The 22,764-nt window shown below is 40.9% G+C and carries 17 protein-coding genes; 10 read left to right on the top strand and 7 right to left on the bottom strand.

From position 1 onward, the window contains the following. Window positions 1-99: 99 nt before the first annotated feature. Window positions 100-1,647, bottom strand: a complete 1,548-nt coding sequence (locus ACNKW3_RS12760; protein ID WP_427399688.1) for a toll/interleukin-1 receptor domain-containing protein — start codon at window positions 1,645-1,647, stop codon at window positions 100-102. Between the two features lie 153 nt (window positions 1,648-1,800). Between ACNKW3_RS12760 and ACNKW3_RS12755 the strand changes: the two genes are divergently transcribed. From ACNKW3_RS12755 to ACNKW3_RS12745, 3 genes are all read left to right on the top strand, one after another. After that, window positions 1,801-2,817 (top strand): ligase-associated DNA damage response exonuclease, encoded by a 1,017-nt coding sequence (locus ACNKW3_RS12755; RefSeq protein WP_427399687.1) that lies wholly within the window; start codon window positions 1,801-1,803, stop codon window positions 2,815-2,817. Continuing rightward, window positions 2,817-4,475 carry a cisplatin damage response ATP-dependent DNA ligase gene (locus ACNKW3_RS12750; protein ID WP_427399686.1) on the top strand — a complete coding sequence of 553 codons (1,659 nt, stop codon included), beginning with the start codon at window positions 2,817-2,819 and terminating at the stop codon, window positions 4,473-4,475. The genes ACNKW3_RS12755 and ACNKW3_RS12750 overlap by 1 nt, the downstream gene beginning before the upstream one ends. A gap of 267 nt (window positions 4,476-4,742) precedes the next feature. Beyond that, window positions 4,743-5,912 carry a Gfo/Idh/MocA family protein gene (locus ACNKW3_RS12745; RefSeq protein ID WP_427399685.1) on the top strand — a complete coding sequence of 390 codons (1,170 nt, stop codon included), beginning with the start codon at window positions 4,743-4,745 and terminating at the stop codon, window positions 5,910-5,912. A 93-nt stretch (window positions 5,913-6,005) separates the two neighbouring features. On the opposite strand, the gene ACNKW3_RS12740 is transcribed toward ACNKW3_RS12745, so the two are convergent. Genes ACNKW3_RS12740 through ACNKW3_RS12725 form a run of 4 tightly spaced genes read right to left on the bottom strand, consistent with a single transcriptional unit; the run spans window position 6,006 to window position 9,170 of the window. Beyond that, window positions 6,006-7,235 (bottom strand): ATP-binding protein, encoded by a 1,230-nt coding sequence (locus ACNKW3_RS12740; RefSeq protein ID WP_427399684.1) that lies wholly within the window; start codon window positions 7,233-7,235, stop codon window positions 6,006-6,008. Between the two features lie 9 nt (window positions 7,236-7,244). Then, window positions 7,245-7,940, bottom strand: a complete 696-nt coding sequence (locus ACNKW3_RS12735; protein ID WP_427399830.1) for a response regulator — start codon at window positions 7,938-7,940, stop codon at window positions 7,245-7,247. Between the two features lie 7 nt (window positions 7,941-7,947). Then, on the bottom strand, window positions 7,948-8,322 hold the full coding sequence (locus ACNKW3_RS12730) for a DUF3019 domain-containing protein (RefSeq protein ID WP_427399683.1): 375 nt from the start codon (window positions 8,320-8,322) through the stop codon (window positions 7,948-7,950). A gap of 11 nt (window positions 8,323-8,333) precedes the next feature. Next, on the bottom strand, window positions 8,334-9,170 hold the full coding sequence (locus tag ACNKW3_RS12725) for a MipA/OmpV family protein (protein WP_427399682.1): 837 nt from the start codon (window positions 9,168-9,170) through the stop codon (window positions 8,334-8,336). Window positions 9,171-9,432: 262 nt separating this feature from the next. Between ACNKW3_RS12725 and ACNKW3_RS12720 the strand changes: the two genes are divergently transcribed. The 4 genes from ACNKW3_RS12720 (at window position 9,433) to ACNKW3_RS12705 (ending at window position 15,094) form a co-directional block, all read left to right on the top strand. Further along, window positions 9,433-11,439 carry a beta-propeller domain-containing protein gene (locus ACNKW3_RS12720; protein ID WP_427399681.1) on the top strand — a complete coding sequence of 669 codons (2,007 nt, stop codon included), beginning with the start codon at window positions 9,433-9,435 and terminating at the stop codon, window positions 11,437-11,439. 282 nt (window positions 11,440-11,721) lie between these two features. Next, window positions 11,722-13,347, top strand: coding sequence for a methyl-accepting chemotaxis protein (locus ACNKW3_RS12715; protein WP_427399680.1), 1,626 nt, complete (start codon window positions 11,722-11,724; stop codon window positions 13,345-13,347). A 194-nt stretch (window positions 13,348-13,541) separates the two neighbouring features. Next, complete coding sequence (locus tag ACNKW3_RS12710; RefSeq protein ID WP_427399679.1) at window positions 13,542-14,321, top strand: 3-keto-disaccharide hydrolase; 780 nt, start codon at window positions 13,542-13,544, stop codon at window positions 14,319-14,321. A gap of 23 nt (window positions 14,322-14,344) precedes the next feature. Then, entirely contained in the window at window positions 14,345-15,094 is a 750-nt protein-coding gene (locus ACNKW3_RS12705) for a fructosamine kinase family protein (protein WP_427399678.1), read from the top strand. A gap of 51 nt (window positions 15,095-15,145) precedes the next feature. Here the strand turns inward: ACNKW3_RS12705 and ACNKW3_RS12700 are convergent, their stop codons facing one another. Next, on the bottom strand, window positions 15,146-18,628 hold the full coding sequence (locus ACNKW3_RS12700) for a PVC-type heme-binding CxxCH protein (RefSeq protein ID WP_427399677.1): 3,483 nt from the start codon (window positions 18,626-18,628) through the stop codon (window positions 15,146-15,148). A 210-nt stretch (window positions 18,629-18,838) separates the two neighbouring features. Next, complete coding sequence (locus ACNKW3_RS12695) at window positions 18,839-19,618, bottom strand: helix-turn-helix domain-containing protein (protein ID WP_427399676.1); 780 nt, start codon at window positions 19,616-19,618, stop codon at window positions 18,839-18,841. A gap of 204 nt (window positions 19,619-19,822) precedes the next feature. Here ACNKW3_RS12695 and ACNKW3_RS12690 point away from each other — a divergent pair, with 204 nt between their 5' ends. From ACNKW3_RS12690 to ACNKW3_RS12680, 3 genes are read left to right on the top strand one after another with little or no spacing between them, the layout of a single operon-like run. Continuing rightward, the gene (locus tag ACNKW3_RS12690) at window positions 19,823-20,878 is read left to right on the top strand and encodes a sugar phosphate isomerase/epimerase family protein (protein WP_427399675.1); all 1,056 of its coding nucleotides are present in this window, start codon (window positions 19,823-19,825) and stop codon (window positions 20,876-20,878) included. Window positions 20,879-20,889: 11 nt separating this feature from the next. Then, the gene (locus tag ACNKW3_RS12685; protein WP_427399674.1) at window positions 20,890-22,137 is read left to right on the top strand and encodes an MFS transporter; all 1,248 of its coding nucleotides are present in this window, start codon (window positions 20,890-20,892) and stop codon (window positions 22,135-22,137) included. A gap of 11 nt (window positions 22,138-22,148) precedes the next feature. Beyond that, on the top strand, window positions 22,149-22,763 hold the full coding sequence (locus ACNKW3_RS12680; protein ID WP_427399673.1) for a gluconate 2-dehydrogenase subunit 3 family protein: 615 nt from the start codon (window positions 22,149-22,151) through the stop codon (window positions 22,761-22,763). Window position 22,764 lies beyond the last annotated feature (1 nt).

Here is a 22,764-nt window from a genome sequence, read left to right as displayed (position 1 = left end):
CCTTTATGTTTTCTTTTTAATGCTTAGACCCTAATAATGAAGTTTAAAGAAAAGAGATCATCTAAAGCAAGCAAAGGAATCTAGTGTATACAGCAATCATTAGTTTGCACATTTGCTTTGACTATATCGCTTGTTATCTTCATTTAAAATGGCAAGCTCAGTATCATCAATGAGAATTGCTCGATAGTACACTTTATCTGTGCAGTGCGGAAAATCATAGGTTTGCTTTTGGAATTCTCTTTTAAAGGTCGCGTCGCCATCCTTTTCTAATGGAAAATCCATCTTCGCGGCGTAACGCAAATCTTTCTCTGTTGGTCCGAATTTAATGGTTTTTATTACCGGCATCTCCTTGGACTTAAATTGACAAAGATTCTTTTCACAATCTGCAGTTAAATACCTAGAGTCAGCTTTTATTTCTTTTAACAGTTGTGATTCGCCAAGAGAAACTAAATCAAGATCAAATTCTAGTTCGTTAGATTCAGAAGCTGAGGTTGCATGAATTATTTTCATGTATAGTTTTTCAATCTTCGATATATCCTGGGTCGATTCAATAATTACTCTCAGCAAACTCATTTGCTGCCAGTTTTTACCGTCAAAAGAAAATTCTCTGCTTGTGTTATTTAGGTAACCATTTAAGTAACGTGGTTCAACTTCCCATCGACCATGACCTTGATATTTGGTTTTGATCTCAAAATCATCTACAGTCAGTGAACTTAGAAATTCTTGTGCATCCTTTTTAAAATCATAGTCATACTTAAAGGGGCCAATTTCGTTGCCTTCCCTATCCCGGATACTGATCTCAATTTCCGAGGCGTCAGGTACAGGCAATTCAGTAATTCCCGCCATCAACCCTTGTTGAACCAGTTGCTCTACATTTTCTACTTTTATGGTCGCATCAAAAATTTGATCTCTTAGTGAGGCTGAAGGAGTTAGATTAATGGTCCAGATAAATTGCGGATGAAATTTGATCAATGGCTTAATGTCTAGCTCTGTAACTTCTGAAAACTTTATTGGGGCGCTAGAATTTGACTCAGGTTTTGTATTGCGACTTGAATCCGGTCTTGAGTTAACTTCCCCCTCATTTTGACCAAACCATACCAGTCCTAGCAATACTACTATAACAATGAAAACTAATATGCTCTTTAAATTGCGATGAAATATTCTTACGCATTTGTCGAACCAGGATAAATCTTTTATGGAATGAATAAAGACTTCGTTTTGCCAAGCCAACAGCTCTTCAACCAGTCGATCCACATGATCAAGCAAACTACCTTGCCAAGCATCAATCCAATGATTGGTGGAAATTAATAGTTCCAAAGAGGGAGAGGGTAATACGTCTTCAATTCTAAAGGGAAAAATGGGTTTGCGATGACTCACCGCCCGTTCAATTTCTCTTGAAACGAAAGGCGAAGCATTGGCGGCATCGGATAACACCAACACCATGGTTCGAGAATGTTCGATGCCAAGTAGAATTTCTTCAGCATATTCTCTACTGGGACGAACATTTCTTGGCGCAATCCAGCACTTAAGGCCTCGGGATTCCAAGTAGTCACATATTTTAAAGGCGTAAGTTTTGTCTTCGGAGGCGTAACTAATAAAAGCATCATATTGGAATGTCGACTGGGTTCCTTTTCCCGACTTGGTCATTGTATTGTCCCTTACATACTGCAACTTTCTTATAATGTCAGAAAACACTTCAGATAACAGTTTTTTTTCATATTTAGGCCATAACTTTAGATAGGCTATTAATCCAATCTAAAAGAATATGCCTATCTATACTATTTGCGAACAAAGACACCTATGCATCCACATCCAGAGCATTGGATAACCACAGACCAAAACGGGCTTTATTGCGCTGTAATAGATGCCTATATTGATCCGCTTGTGCCCGTGCATAGAGCTGTGGTGACTCATGGTCATGCAGATCATGCTCGCCCCGGGCATGATGAGGTTTTTGCGACTCAGCAAACGCTAGATATTATGCGAATTCGGTATGGTGAAGACTTTTGTAAGCAAGCTCAAGCCCTTGAGTACAATCAAAAAATTCAGTTGCATCAGGCTGAATTTTCTCTTGTACCTGCAGGCCATATTTTAGGCTCATCTCAAGCGATAATTGAATACAAAGGACGTAAGCTGGTGGTTTCTGGAGACTATAAAAGGCATGCTGATCCTAGCTGTAAACCATTTGAAGTAGTCCCCTGTGATGTTTTTATTACCGAAGCCACATTTGGGTTACCTGTGTTCACTCACCCACCAATAAAAGATGAAATACAAAAGCTGTTAAATTCGCTGGCCCTGTTTCCTGATAGCTGTCATTTAGTAGGGGTTTACGCATTGGGTAAATGTCAGCGTTTAATTATGGGGCTGCGAGCATTAGGCTACAACAAAGCTATTTACATGCACGGCGCACTGCTAAAACTCTGTGATTATTATGTGTCTCAAGGCATCGACTTAGGACCCTATATTCCGGTTGCAGAAGTAGAGGATATGGCGTCTTTGCAGGGAGAAATCGTGCTGGCGCCACCTTCAGCAACCAATGATAGATGGTCAAGAAAATTACCTAATGTCATCACAGCTATGGCGTCGGGTTGGATGCAAATTCGAGCGCGCTCCAAACAACGTCGAGCTGAATTACCTCTCATTATTAGTGACCATGCAGACTGGGATTCGTTAATCACAACAATAAAACAAGTCAACCCTGCAGAAGTTTGGGTTACTCATGGGCGAGAAGAAGCCCTAGTTCATCAAGCTCAAGCAATGGGATACAAAGCCAAAGCGCTTTCTCTTGTAGGTTATGAAGAGGACGAAAGTAGTTAATGCGAGCCTTTGCCACTCTTGTCGACAAATTGTATTTCACATCAGGCAACTTAGCTAAAGCAGCCTTGATAAAAGACTACTTAAAAACCACGCCAGATCCTGACCGAGGTTGGGCAATTGCGGCCATTGCAGGAACGTTAAACTTTGATTTTTTTAAACGTAAACTGATAAAAGACTTAATATCAGAAAGAGTTGATCCTGTGCTTTTTGATTTAAGTTACGACTATGTCGGTGAGATGAGTGAAACCGTTGCGCATTTATGGCATTCCCTCCCTGATGATCCTAAACCCTTACAGCAACTGCCAAGTTTATCTGAAGTAGTAGCTAAATTCGCTCAAGGCAATAAAGCGCAAAATAGAAACTACCTAATTCAGTTACTCAATAGCATGCAAGCGACTCAGCGCTGGGCATTATTGAAACTGGGTACTAGAGGCCTGCGGATTGGTGTTTCGGCTCGATTCTTAAAAAAGATACTCGCTGAATATGGTCAGCAACACTCCCAAGAAGTATCTATCGAAAAAATTGAACGCCTTTGGCATGGGTTAGCACCACCTTACACAGAATTACTTAGTTGGCTAGAGGGCAAATCAGCGATTCCCGATGTCAGTGAGAAGGTTGTGTTTCAACCCGTTATGCTATCTCATCCTCTGGATGAAAAGTCATTACCTGATATTGTTCCCCAAGACTATATCGCTGAATGGAAATTTGACGGTATCCGCGTGCAACTGGTCATATCCGAACATGGAAAGGCGATTTTTAGTCGCACTGGCGATGATATAAGTCACTCTTTTCCAGACATTATGCAAAACTTAGATCATCAGAATATAAGTGGTGTGTTTGATGGTGAACTTATCGTTATTCAACCCAAAGAACAACAAAACCAGATAACAGGTGTGTTAGCAAAGGAAACACATCACATTGGCAGTTTTAATCAGTTGCAACAACGTTTAAATAAAAAGAAACCCAGCAATAAATTAATCCAGCAATATCCTGCGGGTTTAATTCTTTATGATTGTTTATCCTTACACAAAAAAGACCTACGACAGTTAGTACTCACTAAACGTAAACAATTTTTGAAATCTTGGTTTGATAATCAGCCATATGATTTTATTCATTTCTCTGAAGAACTTGAATTTGCTTCAATTGAACAATTGACCTCACTCAGAGAACAAGCAACTACCCTTGAACAAGGTTACATTGAAGGATTGATGCTAAAAGCAAAAGACAGTCAATATGTAGCCGGTCGCCCTAAAGGCGCTTGGTACAAATGGAAACGAGAGCCTCGATTAATAGATGCGGTCATAATGTATGCTCAACGCGGTCATGGCAAAAGATCATCATTTTATTCCGATTACACTTTTGGTTGCTGGCAACAGGATAAACTCCTACCTATAGGCAAAGCCTATTCAGGATTTACTGATGACGAACTCAAGCAGTTAGATCGCTGGGTACGCAATAATACTATTGGACGCTTTGGACCAGTCAAAGAAGTAAATAAAGCATTGGTATTTGAAGTCGCCTTTGATTCAGTGCATGAATCTAACCGCCATAAATCGGGATTAGCACTGCGCTTTCCGCGCATCCATCGTATCCGTTGGGACAAGCCAGCTGAGGAAGCTGACAGCCTAGAAACGCTTAAATCAATGCTAAGCCAATAGACTGAAAATCTAATGCGGCGCAAATATACCAACAAAGGACGCCGAATATGTCACATCAATTAACGAATTTATCATAAAAAAATTTGCCGTCCCGCTTTATAATTTAACAACTTGTTAACTTTACATTTATATCTGTGAAGTCATCAAAGTTCATACAACAATACGTTTAAAAATATAATAATTTCCCTGTGTGTTGCCAACCAATACCGATTCCATCGGATTGGCTTGGCAATTTTTATATCAACACATCAAACTAATGGCGAATTCATGAGCGGATACAACAACAAAATCAGAATGGGTATGGTAGGCGGTGGACAAGGGGCCTTTATAGGAGCTGTGCACAGAGCCGCATCTGCACTGGATGGTGAAATTCAATTAGTTTGTGGTGCTTTCTCTTCTTCGCTTGATAACTGTAAAGCAACGGGTGAGATGTTAAGTTTAGATCCTGCTCGTTGTTATGCTACCTATCAAGAGATGTTTGACGAGGAAGCGAAAAAACCGGCTGACGAAAGAATGCAGTTTGTGTCCATAGTGACGCCAAATCATCTGCACTTTCCTGTAGCCAAAGCGGCGATAGAAGCTGGTTTTCATGTCATGTCAGACAAACCCGCCACTTTCACGTTAGATGAAGCTATAGCCTTGAAAGCAGTGCTTGATAAGCATGAGGTACTTTACGGTTTAACTCACACCTATACAGGTTATCCCCTAGTAAAAGAAGCGCAGCAGCGGATTGTGCAGGGGGAACTAGGCGAAATTACCAAGATTATCGTTGAATATTCTCAAGGCTGGTTATCAGAAGCGCCGGGCGAAGATAACAAGCAAGCTGCATGGCGATTAGATCCCAAACGCGCTGGAGTAAGTTGCTGTATGGGTGATATTGGTGTACATGCAGCTAATTTGGCTGAATATGTTTCTGGTCTAGAAATAACAGAGCTGTGCGCTGATTTGCAACCTGTAGTGCCAGGACGCGAACTTGATGATGACGGCAACGTATTGCTGCGTTTTAACAATGGCGCTAAAGGCGTACTAATTGCCAGTCAAATTAGTGTCGGTGAAGAAAACAATCTAAGTTTGCGTATTTATGGTACCAAAGCGGGTTTGGAGTGGCGTCAAGAAGAGCCAAATACCTTAACCTTAAAATATAATGATCAAGCTCGCCAAGTAATTCGCACTGGCGTGGGGGCATTTACGCCTAAAGCCAGTAGTGCAATGCGCACTCCAGCAGGTCATCCTGAAGGTTACCTCGAAGCTTTTGCCAATATCTATTTAGATTTTGTGAAACAAATTCGAAAATTTGAAGGCACGGGAAGCGATACTCTTTCCGAAGTACCCGGCATAGAAGACGCTATCCGAGGTATGGCTTTTATCGAAAATTGCGTAGCCGCTACTCGAGCAAACGAAAAATGGGTGCCATTTAAATTAGAAAACATTCTTTAAAGAGTTACAGAATCTTTGTGATTACTGTCCAAATGCAGATGGGGTGTATTCACAAGTTTAGAAACAAGGGTAATCGTTAGATTGCCCTTTTTTTTAATCCGTCAGAGGAAATTCTAAGGAAAACTTAGCACCGCCAAATTGACTTTTGCTAACATCGACTTTGCCTTGATGCCAAGTCACAATGCGTTTTACAGTAGCCAATCCCAACCCTGTACCACCAAAATCTCTATGCCTTGCTTCGTCCGCTCGGTAAAAAGGCTCAAATACCTTGTTCATTTGCTCTTCCGATAAACCAAGCCCATCGTCCTCAACCTGAATCCTACAATGACTATCCGTTTTTTCAGCTGAAACTAGGATAGTTGTTTTCGCATATCGAATGGCATTACTTAATAGGTTATCCAATGCACGGGAGACCAAATACCCATCTGCCACCAAGTTAAAACTTTCTGTTTTTAATGAGATCTTAATTGCCTTGGGCGCCAAATGGGAAAAATGTTCGATGCGTTGTAAACAAAGTTCATCCACAGGAATCTCTTCCATGTGCAAATCCACTTGTTGATTTGAAAGTTTGGTAAAATCCAACATTTCTTGAATCAAAGCGTCAAGTTCGTCTACATCTTTCTTCGCTTTTTCAACATCTTTCGCACTTAAATCTGCATCACTGTTTAACGCGAACTTAAGCCGTGCAATTGGTGTTTTAAATTCATGGGTGACAGCACCAGCGAGTTCCCGTTGATTGGCCAGTAATAACGTGACCTTATCCTCTAGATGCCTTAAAGCATCTGCGACCGGCTTGACTGGAGAACTTGTGGGCAAGATTGGTACAGCAAAGGAGCCATCTTGATGAATAATTTGGGTAGCCTTAACTAACTTATTCATGTCTCGCCATAAAGGATAAATCCAAATGGCGATCAAAATCCCTAACAAAATAAAAAACAAACTGGTGTATAACCACCAAACAGCATTAGCTTCAGATTGAGCAAAACTGATCTGAATTAGCTGCTGAGATGACGTCATAACATAAATTTGCCACAGGTTATCTTCATACCCCCAAATAACCTTGTCCTGTTGCAAAGTTTGATCAACGGATTCGGCTAAGACTACGTCTGATAGCGGTGATATTTGATATTGAATACCAGCATTGTCTAAAATCGAGGTGAGGTTTTGTATATCATTGACCAATGCTTGAACTGTGTTTATCCAGGCTTGTTGCTCTTGCGTTAAATTTTCTGTTTCACTAAAAAACATATTGTTTAACCCTGCAGTTAGTACCACCAAGCTAATCGCGATAAACAGGTATAAACTTAAAAATAATCTTGTCATAGGGCGTTTCTACTGCCACGCGTCCGCGACAAAAAAGAAGCCTTTACCCCATATAGTTTTGATTCTGTAAGGATTCTGTGGGTTATCTTTGAGCTTTTTGCGAATACGTGAAATTCTGACATCGGCGGATCTGTCTTGACCGTCATATTCTCGGCCGATGATCTGTTGATAAATCACTTCTTTATGTACCACTGTCCCTGCGTTTTCAGCTAACGCATAGAGTAAATCAAATTCATGACTGGTTAATGCAATATCCTCCTCATCAAGGGTCACTTTGCGGGCTAGCTTGTCTATACTTAAACGTCCAAAACTCAAGGTTTTAGGCGCTTTGTTCACTGGTGTGGATACTCTGCGTAATAAGGCTTTTATTCTAGCGACTAGCACTCTAGGTTCTACTGGTTTGATAACATAATCATCCGCCCCTAACTCAAATCCTAGAAGTTGATCGATTGCATCGTTTTTGGCCGTTAAAAATAGAATGGGGCCTGAATAATGTTGGCGTAATTTCCGGCACAAAGTAAACCCGTTGTCCCCAGGAAGCATGATATCAAGCACCACAATTTGCGGCTGACAGGAAGCCACTGTCTGCAATAAATTGCTTCCATCAGCTAGTGAGGTTACTGCAAAATTATTGTTCTTTAGATAGTCGCTGATCAGTTCTCGTAAACGCCTGTCATCTTCGACCAAAACTACCTTATCTTGCATTTGCATGTTAAAAAACACTCCATGGCAGTTTAACCCTTCGCCGTTTTGGCTTGGCATTAATGAGTGTATATTTAATCTGTTTAATATCAATAATATCGCCGTTTTGTTGCAACAATTCTATGCTCACGGGGCCTGTGATTTTTAAATTAATCGACAACGTTTCCGTGTTATTTACAGGCAAACAGCGGTTTAGTTTTTCTATAATTCTAATACAAACGACTTCTTTGTTTTGCGTAACGCTAATACGCACTTTAGCGTCACAAACTTCATTTGATTGACTCACTATACATTGTTCGGGAATAACCTCCCATTCCATTGCTTCTAGGGAATTACTGAATAAAAGTAGTGCCAAGGTGATAGTCAAATAAGCAAATAATTTCATGCGCACGACTCCTAAAACCTGTACGCAATGCCGACAAAAGCAGAGGCGACATAATCGTCTTCTACAATTGGACTGTCTGACATTCCTTCGTGTAATTTTGTATAGGAGGTTCGAAACAACCACTGCCAATGGGCGTTCACCGCATATGAAGCATTTAAATCAAGACCATATTGAAAACCCGAAGAAGCTTCATAGAATAGCTCCTCAATAGGGGTATCACCTTTACGAACACCATAGTAGTAATCTGTTAATTGACTACTCATCCATTTGACTTGTGGTCCAAGATTCAAACGCCAATTGTCTTTGTGAAGTAGATATCTATAAGCCAAGTTAATCTGTTGGCCATTATGAACGCCGGAAACATCGGTAATAAATTTTATCTGGAAATGATGTGATTGATGATACCACTGCAATCTAATGCCACCGTCAATGGCCCATTTTCTCGTTTCAATTTGCTCAATTGATAACTCAAGCTCATCATCTATGCCTGTTGCATCAGAGCCAAAACTAGCAGCTGGTATTAATATATTAGAGGGGTGCCAAAAACTAAAATTTGCTCGCTCTGAATTTGGGGCGATAAAGGTTTCAATACTGGTGTTTTGAGTGGGGTAAAATTGAAACCCTAATTCGCCATTGTCGAAATAAAAAGATTCCCCGTAATACGCAATATCAGGCAATAAGAGAAAGGGAACTGCATCACCGTCTACTAAAGGATTTGTCCGCCCGCCTAAACCCATAGCAATACCCAACTGCCAACTGTTTTCGTCTATACAATATACACTCGTTTCGCAATCGGGTTCTGATGCATTTGCACTCATTAACGGCAGAAACAAAAGTAAAAAAAGCAATGCCTTGAAGCACCTTTCTATTTTGTTTGCAGGATTAAATTTTATAGCGGAAATCGAGATTTGAAGACTCGAATGCAAGCAATTCATAACGCCATTCACTACTGGTATTGACTCAAGTTGCTCTAGAGTAACAAAGGATGAATTAGGACACATCTGTCGGTTACAAATATTCACATTTTTATGCAACTTGGATCAGTAATTTGCGTTTGACTCACGTAGGCTAATTCCATGTAATAGCATCTAAAACATGGAGTTTATCATTGTGAATAAGAATACAAGTCTCAACATCGCAAATAAGGCAAAATACAGCCTTGGTGTCTTAACCATGGTGTTACTATCAGCTTGTTCGGGCAGTTCATCAGATTCTGGGTTGTCACCAGAAGCACCAGACTCAGTACCCAATCTGAACACTCCTACCGCCTTTAATGGTAGTCTTGAACAAAAAGGTGAAGCTGCGGTAGCCACCTTTTTGAAAAACGGCATATACAATAACAGTGTCGGCAATCTTCCTGAGTTCGCGGCCAACCCTAGCAGCACTAATGACTCAAACCTTCAAATTCAGTTCTCTACTACTAACACTCAAGAAGTAGGCATAGATGAACTTGATAGAATTGAATTCAATGGTGAACAATTTTTTATCTCTGATCTGTCATGGTGGACACAGCCAGAAGGACAAGGTACTCAAATAAGAGTACTGGCGTTGCAAAACGACAATATACCTAAAGAGGTAGCTTTTTTGCCAGTTGCTGAAACAAACCGCTATGTTCATGGATTGTTTTTACAAGCGGACAACTTATCTGTGATCAGCAGTCCTAGCCCGGCATTTTCTATTCAAAGCGCAGCTTCAACCTTTTTTGCTCCTATACCAAACGAAGAAGACCGCGAAATTACAATTAGTATTTTCGATGTTTCAGATATTGATGCAGTTGAAACACCGGATGAAATAAGTATTCAAGGAGTATTTATCAGTAGCCGCAGAATTGATGATCAAATTTATATCATCAGTAGTTTTGTACCTACCGTCGATGATTTGATAGAAGGCGCTGATACAGATGCAAACAAATTATCAAATTATCAGAAGATCATCAGCTCACCCAACCAAAGTTTATTACCTAAGGTTTCATTTAATGGCGCTACTCAATCTTTGTTATCTCCTGATGATTGTTATATTCCTGTCCAGGCGTCTGAACTTGATGGTTATGCTCAATTGGTACAAATAACGAAAATTGACCTCAACAATCCGCAAAATATGCAAGGCATTTGTATGTCTGCCGTCGCTAGCCATACATATATGTCAGCAGACGCCTTATACTTATTAGCAAATGTTGAAAATGAAACCCTCGCGCATAAGTTCAGTTTTGATTCCAGTGTGGATTATCAAGCTAGCGGTTCGGTACCAGGCACTATCGGCTGGGACGACCATGCCGTATTACGGATAAGCGAACAAAATGACATTTTGAGGATCTTAACCACTGATGCTGTTACAGACGTTCAAAATCCTCTGCACCGTTTATATACTCTTGAACAACAAGGACAATCTCTAAACGTAGTTGGACAATTACCCAACGATACCTATCCTCAAGCTATAGGAAAACCGGGGGAAGATGTTTATGCCGTTCGTTATTCTGGCGATAAGGGCTATGTGGTAACTTTCGAAACAATAGATCCACTTTACGTGTTAGATCTTAGCGATCCCAGTTTACCAGCCATGGTGGGCGAACTCGAAATCCCCGGATTCTCCAATTATCTGCAACCCATTGGCAATGACTACATTCTTGGTGTTGGTCAGCAAGTATTACCCGGTGACATTCCGGATTCTGGTGATTTTATTGCCGCCGTTGTACCCATGCAGGCCCTTAAAATTAGCTTATTTGATGTGAGGGACCCGGCTAATCCTGTTGTCGTGAATAGCATTGAAAAAGAAAAGAGTTTTTCACCGGTTGAATTCGATTATCGCGCACTTTCAGTTTTATCAAATGACGATGTCACGACTTTTGCTATGCCATTTGAATCTTGGGGACAAGACCAAGTTTTAGAAACTGATGGTTTCTTTTTACCTGCTACAGGTTTATTGGTTTTTGATGTAGATACCCTACAACCGAGTCTAACTGAGCAACTTGAGATAATTCCAGAGCAATCGCTAAGTGAATATCTATATGTTGGAGACGATAGAAGTGTACTCACTTCCAATGGCATATATTATTTACGTGGAAATCAACTCTATTATCAGTCAAACCAAAACTCTGTAGCCTTACAAGGACCGTTTTAACCCTTTCTATGTAATAGAAGACGAAAGCTGGGAAACCTTTCGTCTTCTGTTAAATTTTAGTCGCCAACGCAATTAATGAACAAAGATAAACACGCTCTAGGCTAATCGTGACTGTAATAAAAACTTAATTTGGTAGCTAAATGTCGATATTTTGTCGATAAAATACGCAAACAAACCACAATTAACAACTATTTAACCAAACAACAACACTAATAGCATAAAGTTTTTTTAGCATCTGTAGATACAAAATATGCCCTGTATTTAACTAGCGCTTGAAGTATTATGCTATTGACCACCGTAAAAAATCGTCTGATGTTGATTGTTCTTTCAGCATTACTCACCCTATTTTGTACATCTTTATTATTAACCTCATTGTTATCATCGAAAATCGATGCTTACAAACTCTTGTTGAGCGAACAAAGTGCGAGCTCTGTGGCCATCGCAGATCTGAATCAGTCTTTTAAAACCCAAGTACAAGAATGGAAAAATGTACTGTTAAGAGGACATGTTGAAAAAGATAGGATCAAATACTGGAACAGCTTTAACAAAGGTCAACAAGAAATACAGGCCAAAGCAACAGAAATATTGAATAGCAAAGGGTTTGCTGAAGTCATGGATGACCTTCGCATTTTTCAAAAATCCCATGCTGAGATTTATCAACAATATCAACAAGGTTATAGCTTGTTTATTCGAAACAACTTTGATCACAAAATGGGGGATAAGCATGTCAGAGGTATAGATCGCGCCCCATCAAATGCGTTAAAAAATGCGGTAGAGAAATCTCAACTGCATATTGATGAGATCAATAAACAATTAGCCACTTCTAGTAGCACTTATACCTTACTTGCTTACATCGCCAGCTTTATCATATTAGTGGCGGCTTATTTAATCACTCGCTTCTACTTAACCCGTAAATTCGCATATCCTCTAGCGCGTATGATTGCGCAATTAAAAGCCGTTATTAGTGGTGACTTTTCCCCCTTCCCTGAATATAAAAACAAGGATGAAATTGGCCAGTTAAGCGATGCGGTTAATGCTATTCGAGAAAAGCTTAAATGCGTGAGCAATGAACTAGAACTTGAACAAAAAGATCTGATAGACGCCAGTCAAACGCTTTCTCAAAGTACAATGAATATGCGTAACAAGGCATCTGATCAAAGTCATCAAATTGTCGAAATTTCAGCGTCCACTGAACAGTTAGCAATAGCCGTAAATGCCATGGCTAAACGCATAAGTCTTGCGAGTGAAATGGCTGGTAATGCTAAGCTTTCGGCAAACGACAGTCGCCAGATAATGAATGACACTTTATCACTTATCAACCAAGCAAATGCACAAATTAAAAACACCGCTAATGTAATTGCAGATTTGGGCAATTACACTCAACAAGTAGGCAGTGTTGTGGACGTAATCAACAGCGTGGCTGAACAGACCAATCTGTTGGCGCTTAACGCAGCGATAGAAGCCGCAAGAGCAGGAGAACAAGGTAGAGGCTTTGCAGTGGTGGCAGACGAAGTTCGTACTCTAGCATCAAGAACCCAAGAGTCGACCGAAGAAATTAAAACCATTATTCACCGATTACAATCCAGTGCGAATGAGGCCATAGATGCCATAGACAAAGGTTCCGATGGCGTAAATCAGAGTGTTATAATTGTTGAAGACGCCGCTGCAAAATTACTTGGTGTAGATGAATCCGTCGGCAAAATTACTGAAATTAATGGGCAAATTAATACCACCTTGCAGGAACAGTTGTCTCTGAATAAAAATATTGATCATAGAATCGATTGTTTGCAAATTGCAGCACAATCTAGCTTGCAAGAGGCAGACAATTTGGCCCAACAATCAGAGCACCTGACTGACCTCAAAGATAGATTGAGTAAACAAGTATTCAGGTTGCAAGGCCAAGCTTAGTTGGCAACTTTTAGGGATTTTTCTACAATAGCGCAAGGGTGCTCAACCCTTGCCATTTTAATAACACCTTTTCAATATTACGTTAATTATCAGTTAACTTATTTTATCTTGTAAAATCTAGATTAATCTTACAAAGCAATAGATACTGACAGACCTCTCGAAAATCAGTTTACATAGAGCTAATAGCATTAATCATGAAGAAAAAACTTTTCGTTGTTCCCATTGCCTTATTAGGCATTCTATCTTGTGCATCAGACATCAGCCCGCAAGATCCGCAGTTAAATCAATGGACACTGATTTTTAATGGTAAAAACCTCGATGGGTGGCAAGCTAAATTCGTGAATGAAGAATTTGGCGTCAATTATAAAAATACCTTTAAAGTAAAAGACAACAAACTCATTGCCTCGTATGAGAATTGGGATAAATTTGATGGCCGTTTCGGTCACATCTTTTATAAGACACCGCATTCACATTATCGCCTACGTTTAGAATATCGCTTTTTTGGCGAACAAGCTGAGGGGGCACCAGCATGGGCGTATCGCAACAATGGGATTATGGCACATAGCCAAGATCCAAGTACCATCGCCTTCGGCGAAAGCTTTCCTGCTTCATTAGAAATGCAATTATTAGCCGCTGAGTCACGTAATGAAGGTGAAATCAGAACCACTGGAAATATGTGTTCAGGTGGTACTTATGTGTTTATCAATGGTAAGCGTGAAGACACCCATTGCATTAACTCAACCTCAAAACATTACCCTGGCGATCAATGGGTAACAGCTGAAATAGAAGTGTTAGGCAATGAGCGAGTACGACACTTTATCAATGGTGAGCAAGTGTTTGAATTTACCAACCCTCATTTGGACAATGGCGAACCTCTGTCCCAAGGTTACATTTCCGTTCAAGCTGAAAGTCACGGCACTGAATTCAGAAATATTGAATTGAAAATTCTGCCAGGAGATATTAGTTTACAATAACCCCCTTCTTATAATGTTAGAAGATGCAATTTATCAAACGGGCACCACAAGGTGCATCCGCTTTAAAAGCTGAAGCGCAAGGCCTGGAGACACTCTCCAGGCTATTTGATGAGCAAGATATTGCGCTCTACACTCCAAAAATAATCGCACTTAATGATAGGCAATTGGTACTTGAATACATAAACACCAAGCCTGCCAGTCAACAACAGTTTGAAACTTTGGGCCGAAATCTGGCGAAAGCTCATCTATGTTACGGCGCAAGCTACGGTTTTCATGCAGACAACTTCATAGGATTAAATCCGCAGCCAAATATTCAAAGCCAGAACTGGGGGGAGTTCTTTTTAAATTATAGGCTTATTTATCAGATAAATTTAATTCAAGACACCAAGCTTAAAAGTAGCTTTAACCAAGTGTTAAACAATAACTCTGAAAGGCTTATTGCGTTTTTAAATGGGACTTGCCAAGGACCCTCTTTGTTACATGGTGATTTGTGGAATGGCAACGTACTCTTCAGCCACGACGACAAAGTCTGGCTAATAGATCCGGCCGTTTATTACGGTGACAGAGAAGCTGAAATTGCAATGACGGAAGTTTTTGGTGGATTTAGCCCTGTTTTTTATTCGGCTTATACAGAACTTGCGCCCTTACATAAGGAATATGAAACAAAACGGGATATATTCAATCTTTACCACTACTTAAATCATTTTAATTTGTTTGGAAATGGTTACTTATCGGCTTGCCAAAAAGGACTTAAGGTAATCGAATCTCTCTAATGTTTTAATAGCGAAAAGAGCCAACAATAGCTGACTCTTTTGCAGGTTAAATTAGTGCACGTCTTCAACTTTCTCGTATTGACGCTCTAGCTGAGACAAGTAGGCCACAATATCTCTGATCTGGAATTCATCCATCAACAGATGCATAGGTGGCATACCTGACACCGGACGTTGAATGTCCTGAATATCGTCCCGAGAATAAGACTGCATTTTATTGTCTTGTAACTCAAGAGTAATGCTGGTTTCATCTTCTCCCTGATAGATACCGCTGACAGCTTCTCCATTTTTCAGTTTCAGCACCATAATGCCATAACCTGGGGCTATTCTCGCCTGCACATCTACAATAGATTCCAATAAATATACTCTTGAACGTTCAGCACCTATATTACTTAAATCAGGACCTGCCTCACCGCCATTCCAATTGACCATATGACAACGGAGACATTCTGTTGCTCCACCACCACTGAATATTTGCTCACCTTTGGCAGGATCACCGCCATATAAACTGGCTGCATACTTAGTTAAAGGTGCGGCGTCCGCTATGCGTGCCTTATAGGCGGCAAGCTCTTTTTGTATTTCTGGCAGTTTAATTTGCTCAGCTAACGCGAGCAATTCAAGTGTCGCACCGTCAGGTGTTTGAGTAGAATTAAGATTTTGCATATCGGCTAAAACTAAACTGGCTACCTCTGGAGAATCACTGCCTTGCAACACGCGATAAGCGACCTGTCTGTCTTTGATATGCTCACTGGCTAAAAATACTTTTGCGCGTTGTAGCCCTTGTGTCTGGTCTAGTGCAAAAAGTTCTTTTAGCGCTCTTCCGCGTATATCCACATCAGAATCAATGGTGAGATCTGCTAATACACTTTGCATATTTGGAGTCTTATTATTGATTAAATAAGACAAAGCTTGCAGTCTAACTTCTGTTTGTTCCAATTGATTAAATACTGCCGCTAGCAATACGTCAGGGTCAATAGCAATATCGTAATCTTGCGCTAATCTAAGCCCTTGCACTAACGCGTTGCCTTTCACTTGAGCAAGTACGTCTGCTAATTTTTGTCTTACCACAGCGCTGATATCACTTCTTTGTTTTTCAGCCAGTGTTGGCAGCCCGGTTGTCGCATCTATGGGATTTATATTGTTCCATGCTTCTAGCGCCGACAAGGCTTCACTTGCCAGACGAAGGGGCAAATGTTCTGATGCTGCAAATTCCAAAAGTCGTGTAGCGGACTCAATATCACCTTGGGCATAGTTTGCATTTATTACTCTATGGTATTCCCACTGGGCAGTTTTATCTTGTGGATAAAACTCCGCTGGTTGATCAATTAAGCCGTCAAGATATTTAGCCAATGCTGGGCGCGCTTCAACTATGCCAAGATCATTTATTGCGGTGATAGCCTCATCTACAATCGCCTGCTCTTCATCTTGTAAGAAAACCTGAATATCGCTGTCTTTGACTTTTCTCGCCGCTAAAAGCACTGCCATTCGGACATCCGGCGAACTGTGTTTGTGCTGTGGCCACCAAACATCTTTAGACATACCAGATAAGGCCATCACTAAACCATGACGTAAAAACAGATCTTCATCGCCCGCCTTTTCAATCACCTCAATAACCTTGTCGATCGCCTTATCATAGCCCATTCGACCAAGACCTATTGCCGCATACATAGCCGCACGTGGATGCTCATCATTTAGCAAAGAAACCAATGCTTCAGCCGAAGTGAGATCTCTATGATCCCCAACTACTCTAGCCGCCTGAATGCGAATTTGAGGATTAGCATCGGCCAAAAGATCTCTAACAGTTTCTAATAACTCTGATGCTTGTTCATTGTTGTACGACATTTGACTCAAGCCCCATATACCATGGATGCGTGTCAATTCTGGCAAAGATTTATCAGTCGCTAGTTGGCTAAAAATATCCATAGCGGCTTGGCCACGTTTAGCCAAATCAAATTGCGCCCTTTGGCGGACTCGTTGATGTTGATGCCCAATTAAATCTACCAATTGGGTATTGTCATATTGTCCAAAATCGCTTGTGAGAATGCTTTGGGTTTGTTTAACAGACTCAGTCGCATCATAAGTCGGGTTTACCAAACGATAGACTGTCCCTTGTCCTTCAGGTGACCAACCGCCATAATTATATTCAGATAAATACAAGGCGCCATCTGGACCAAAATCAAGATCAACCGCGTTGAAACCACGTAAAAACTCTTGGTTCTCAGCAAGGATAAATCCTGCTTTGTCCGGCTCAACAGTCAATGCTGAAACGTAACTAGAAGCAGGTGTTCCCATGTAATGTATGACGAAAAACTTATCTTTGTAAGCTTCACCAAAGCTATCGCCCGGATTATGCACGAATCCAGAGGGGCCGCCATTTAGTTTACCAATACCAGGTAACAAAAACGCAGGTTGCTTGTCATTTCTAGGCACATACATTTCTTGGGTCATCCAAGCATTTGGAATTTTATTGTCACCCGTATAAAAAGATGATCTAAGCTTAAGTCGCTCAGTAAAACTCATGATGCTTTGATGGCCAGCGTGCCAGCCAGAATCTCCACCTTCTACCAGATAATTCAAGCGTTCGGTATCACCGCCGTCACCGTCATTATCAGCAGTAAATAAGTTGCCGTAATCGTCAAAGGCTAACTCTTGTGGGTTTCTCAGACCGTTATAAAAATATTCAATGTTCGATCCGTCTGGATCTGACCGAAATACGCCACCTAAATTTGGTCCGTAATAATGATTACCTTCTTTAGTTTTAACATTGAAGCCTCGGTCACCAATACTCCAGTAAAGTTTACCGTCTGGTCCCCAAGCTAAGCCGTGCAAGTCGTGACCAAAAAAGCTGATGCGAATACCAAAACCGTCTTGTAAAGAGACTTTTTTGTCAGCTTCACCGTCGCCATCAGTATCTTCGAGCATCCACAAATTTGGAATATTGGTGAAATAGACTTTACCGTCCCGTTCAATGACGCCAGCGCCTATACCTTCTAAAGGTCCATCATATCCATCAGAAAATACATTGGATTTATCAGCGCGGCCATCACCATCTGTATCCTGTACTAAACGAATAATGTCATCAGCAGTGCTGTAATAAGACATAGGTCGCTCATAAGCGTATTTTTCATACAGTGCGAGTCTTTCCTCGTTTGAGGTTAAATAAATATCCTCAACGGTTTTGTTTTCATGACCACGAATATCATCTACACCGGCGGCAAATCGAGAAGTTTCCACCATTAACATGCGACCTTGGGAATCAAAGGTAAAAAAAGACGGATTCTGGGTTTGCGTTTCGTCGGCCCATAAGCTGATTTCAAATCCTTCAGAGAGCTTAAAGTTCTGCATTCGCAATTGCGCTTCTTGCTCAATTTGTTCAATGGGCTTTGCCGGTTTAGTCGGTATTTTTTTCTCTACTTTTTTTTGCTCAGTAACTTTGCTTTGAGCGTCTTCTGCGGATTGTGTACTGGGTTGTTCAGAACATGCAATTAATGCACTACATAGCACTAGAGCCAACGAGGTATAACGAGTAACTGCCATTGAAGCGTCCTATTTCTGCGCCAGTCAAGGAAAGTGTTTGACGCAAAGCACGCATTATCCGATGAGAATGCTTTGAATGACTTTATAAACTGTACGCAAATTATTTTTACATTATTTTCACATAATACTAAAGGAAAAGCGCTTAAAATGAGTATGTCTAATTCGGTTGAGACTAGTAAATAATCGGCGTAAGCCAACATTTTTCAATCATTAAACTGGTTCGTGATTGTTATCGTTACTCACATTAGACTCAATTACCTGTTTTCTTAGTTGTGAAGGTAAAATACCGAACAAGGCCTTAAATTGCTTACTAAAATAGCTATGTTCAGAAAAACCACACTGATAGGCAATTTCCATTATCGGTTGCTGAGTTTCTATCAACATGCGGCGCGCATTTTCTAAACGAATTTCATTTAAAAACTGCTTTGGCGTCTTGGATAGGTATTTTTTAAATCTTCGTTCGAGAGCACTGACAGATAAAAAGGCTTCTTTGGCCAAATCTTCAATGGAAATATCTGTATGAAAATTTTTCCTGATGTACTCCACCGGCGCTCGAATAGCACTAATGGTTGATAGATCATGCGAAGAACGTTCTAGATGCTGTGAAACGCCGAGTGAACCAATAATTTCTTGGTTAGCATTGTACAGGGGGCGTTTTGTGGTACTAAACCATGCAAAATTACCGTCACGGCCAAAATTCAGTTCGATTCTATTCGTCACTAATTCACCAGCCATCACCTTTTTATCATCGATAATGTATTGTTTGGCCAAGTGCGGCGGGGAAAAAAACTCATCATTACGACCAAATAACTGATGTAAATGCTTCATACCGAAGGTTTCAAGAAAAGCTCTATTGGCGTACATGACTTCACTTTCGCGATTCTTAATCCAAAACAAGGTGCCAGGCACAAGATCATACATTTGTACGATTTGTTCTATTCCCGCTTGTTCCAAAAATGCCAGCTCTCTCTGCTTTTGTTGGTTCTTCATTGCGTACTTATTACCCCATGCTTCAAGCCCCTCTATGTTAACGCCGAATATGTTGCATGCACAACCGAATTTCTATTAACAGTTGTAATAAAAGCTGGTTAAAGTTAGTAACAAATATTTTACATCTATAATTTGGCCTAGGTCTGTGCGCTTTTTAAGCAAACCTCAGACTCTTACCAAAGCTAATAAGAATGGGAATCCAACATGAAACAACTCAAAGGGCCAGGTATTTTCCTAGCACAATTTGCTGGCGATGAAGCACCTTTTAACGACCTAAATGCCATTTGTGAATGGGCAGCCGGATTAGGCTTTAAAGGCATTCAAATGCCGTCTTGGGACAAGCGTTTATTTGATTTGAAATTAGCGGCAGAAAGCGAGACTTATTGTCAGGAAGTGACAGGCATTTTAGAAAGTCATGGTTTAACCCTAACTGAGTTGTCTACCCACTTACAAGGCCAACTTGTGGCTTCTCACCCTGCTTATGACACTATGTTTGATGGTTTTGCAGATGAGTCAGTACGTGGCAATGTTGAAGCGAGAACCGAATGGGCTGTACAACAAATGAAATATGCAGCCAAAGCCAGCGAACGTTTTGGTTTAAAATCTCATGCCAGTTTTTCCGGTGCGCTATTATGGCAGACATTTTACCCCTGGCCACAACGTCCTGCCGGATTAGTTGAAGCTGGCTTTGCTGAATTAGCTAAACGCTGGCGTCCTATCTTGGATGCGTTTGAAGACGCAGGTTGTGACGTTTGTTATGAGCTACATCCAGGGGAAGATTTGCACGATGGCATTACCTTCGAGATGTTTTTAGAAGCAGTGGATAACCATCCTCGTGCCAATATTCTTTACGATCCAAGTCACTTTATCTTGCAGCAATTGGACTATTTAGCATTTATTGATATTTACCATGAGCGCATTAAAGCTTTCCACGTGAAAGATGCTGAATTTAGACCTTCAGGCAAAATGGGCGTGTACGGAGGATACCAGTCATGGATTGATCGTCCGGGACGTTTCCGTTCATTAGGTGATGGACAAATCGATTTTAAAGCTATTTTTAGCAAGCTTACTGCTTACGATTTTGATGGTTGGGCAGTAATGGAATGGGAATGCTGCATGAAACATCCAATGGATGGCGCAGCAGAGGGTGCAAAATTCATTAGCGAACATTTGATTCGACCTACTGAAAAAGCATTTGATGATTTTGCTGGGTCAGGCGCTGATGACGAGCTAAACCGCGCTATTCTCGGCTTGAAATAGGAGTAATAATAATGACAATTTCTACCATGACAGAATCGGAAAAATCTCGTCTATTTAATTTAAGTTGCATTGCATTAATTGTAACCGCGATGACCTTTGCTATACGCGCAGGTATATTGACACAACTCGGTGAGCAATACGGTCTATCTGGCAATGAACTTGGTTGGGTTAACGCTATGGCATTTCTTGGTTTTCCGCTTGCCACAGCATTTGGCGGTTTCTTATATAACGCTTTAGGTGCAAGACGACTTATTTGGTTAGCCTTTGTGTGCCATTTATTGGGCTTGGTATTAACTATCTTCGCTGATAATTTCTTGGGCCTATTGATCTCCACCTTTTTAATTGGTTTTGCTAACGGATCAGTAGAAGCAGGCTGTAACCCGATTATCGCCGATATTTATCCGAATAATAAAACGACTATGCTGAATCGCTTCCACGTATGGTTCCCAGGCGGCATTGTAATTGGTGCTTTAGTATCATTTGCAATGACTCAAGCAGGTATCAGCTGGCAATGGCAAATTGCGACTATGATAATTCCAACAATTATTTATGGCGTTATGTTATTCGGCGCGACTTTCCCAGTTGCAGATGCAAAATTGCTTTCGACCACAAATAATTTGCGCCACCTATTTACACCTATGTACATTTTCCTAATCGCTTGTATGACACTTACCGCTACGGCAGAACTTGGAACCCAGCAGTGGATTGAAAAAATGTTAGGTAACTCTGGTGCTCACCCTATGGTCATTTTAGCCATGATTACTGGAATAATGGCGGTTGGTCGTTTCTTTGCAGGTCCTTTGGTGCATAGATTTAACCCAACGGGAGTATTACTAGGGTCTGCGGTTACCACTACAATTGGTATCTTCTTAATGATGAACGCATCAGGTGCATTAGTTTATGTGGCTGCTGTTGTATTCGCATTAGGCGTTACTTACTTCTGGCCAACTATGATAGGTTCTGTAGCTGAATACACACCACAAACCGGCGCTCTTGGAATGTCGTTAGCGGGCGGTGCAGGAATGTTTGCAGTGAGCGCTTGGAATCCCTTTATCGGGGGTTGGTTTGATGCCGCTGAACAAAGTGCTAAAGCATCAGGTATAACAGATCCAACCGCAATAGCGGCCGTAGCAGGCCCAGCAGTACTTTCAAACATGATTTACTTCCCAATGGTTTTAATTGTGTTGTTCGGTGGCTTTTTCTTCTTCATGCGTAATCGTCAAACGGCGCATACAGAAGCTGAAAACCCAGCCTCATAAGGTAAGCAGTAATGAATCAAAAAGCGTCCTTAGAAAACACTTCCAGACGCGAATTTCTACAGCGGCTATCCCAAGCAATTGGGGTAGCCGCTGCTACGTCTCTCGTCGCGGGTTCTGGAATTTCAACGGCTTTGGCTTATACACCCAGGCCAAACAGTGCGGATAAAGCTGGCGTTACTTTTAGCCAAGCTCAAATGAAGACTTTGCAAAGCATTTGCGCCACAGTAATTCCAAAAACTGATACTCCTAGTGCTGCAGATGTGGATTGCCATGGATTTGTTGATCATCAACTGTTGCAGTGTCACAGTGAACAAGATCAAAAGCGTTGTATTGATATTGTAGATGTAATCGATTCCAAAACGATGCAAAGCTACGGTAAATCTTTTGCTGCGCTTCCGACTGAAAAGCAAACTGAGATTTTAGTTGAGGTTGAAGCTTTACGCGGATTTTCGGCTTCGCAAAAAGCGGATTTTAAATTACTTAAATCACTGATCGTTTTCGGTTATTTCACCTCTGAAGATGGCGTAAAAAAGGCATTGTTTTTCCAGCCATATCCTGGTGGTTACAAAGGCTCTATTCCCGTGGATGAGCGCACTAAAACATCCGGTTCGCTAGACTATTATTAAG

Origin of the sequence: Glaciecola sp. 1036 (assembly GCF_050306235.1) — a bacterium.
Classification (GTDB): domain Bacteria; phylum Pseudomonadota; class Gammaproteobacteria; order Enterobacterales; family Alteromonadaceae; genus Glaciecola.
Note: the sequence above shows the minus strand (reverse complement) of the source record. Positions and strands in the feature narration are given on the sequence as shown.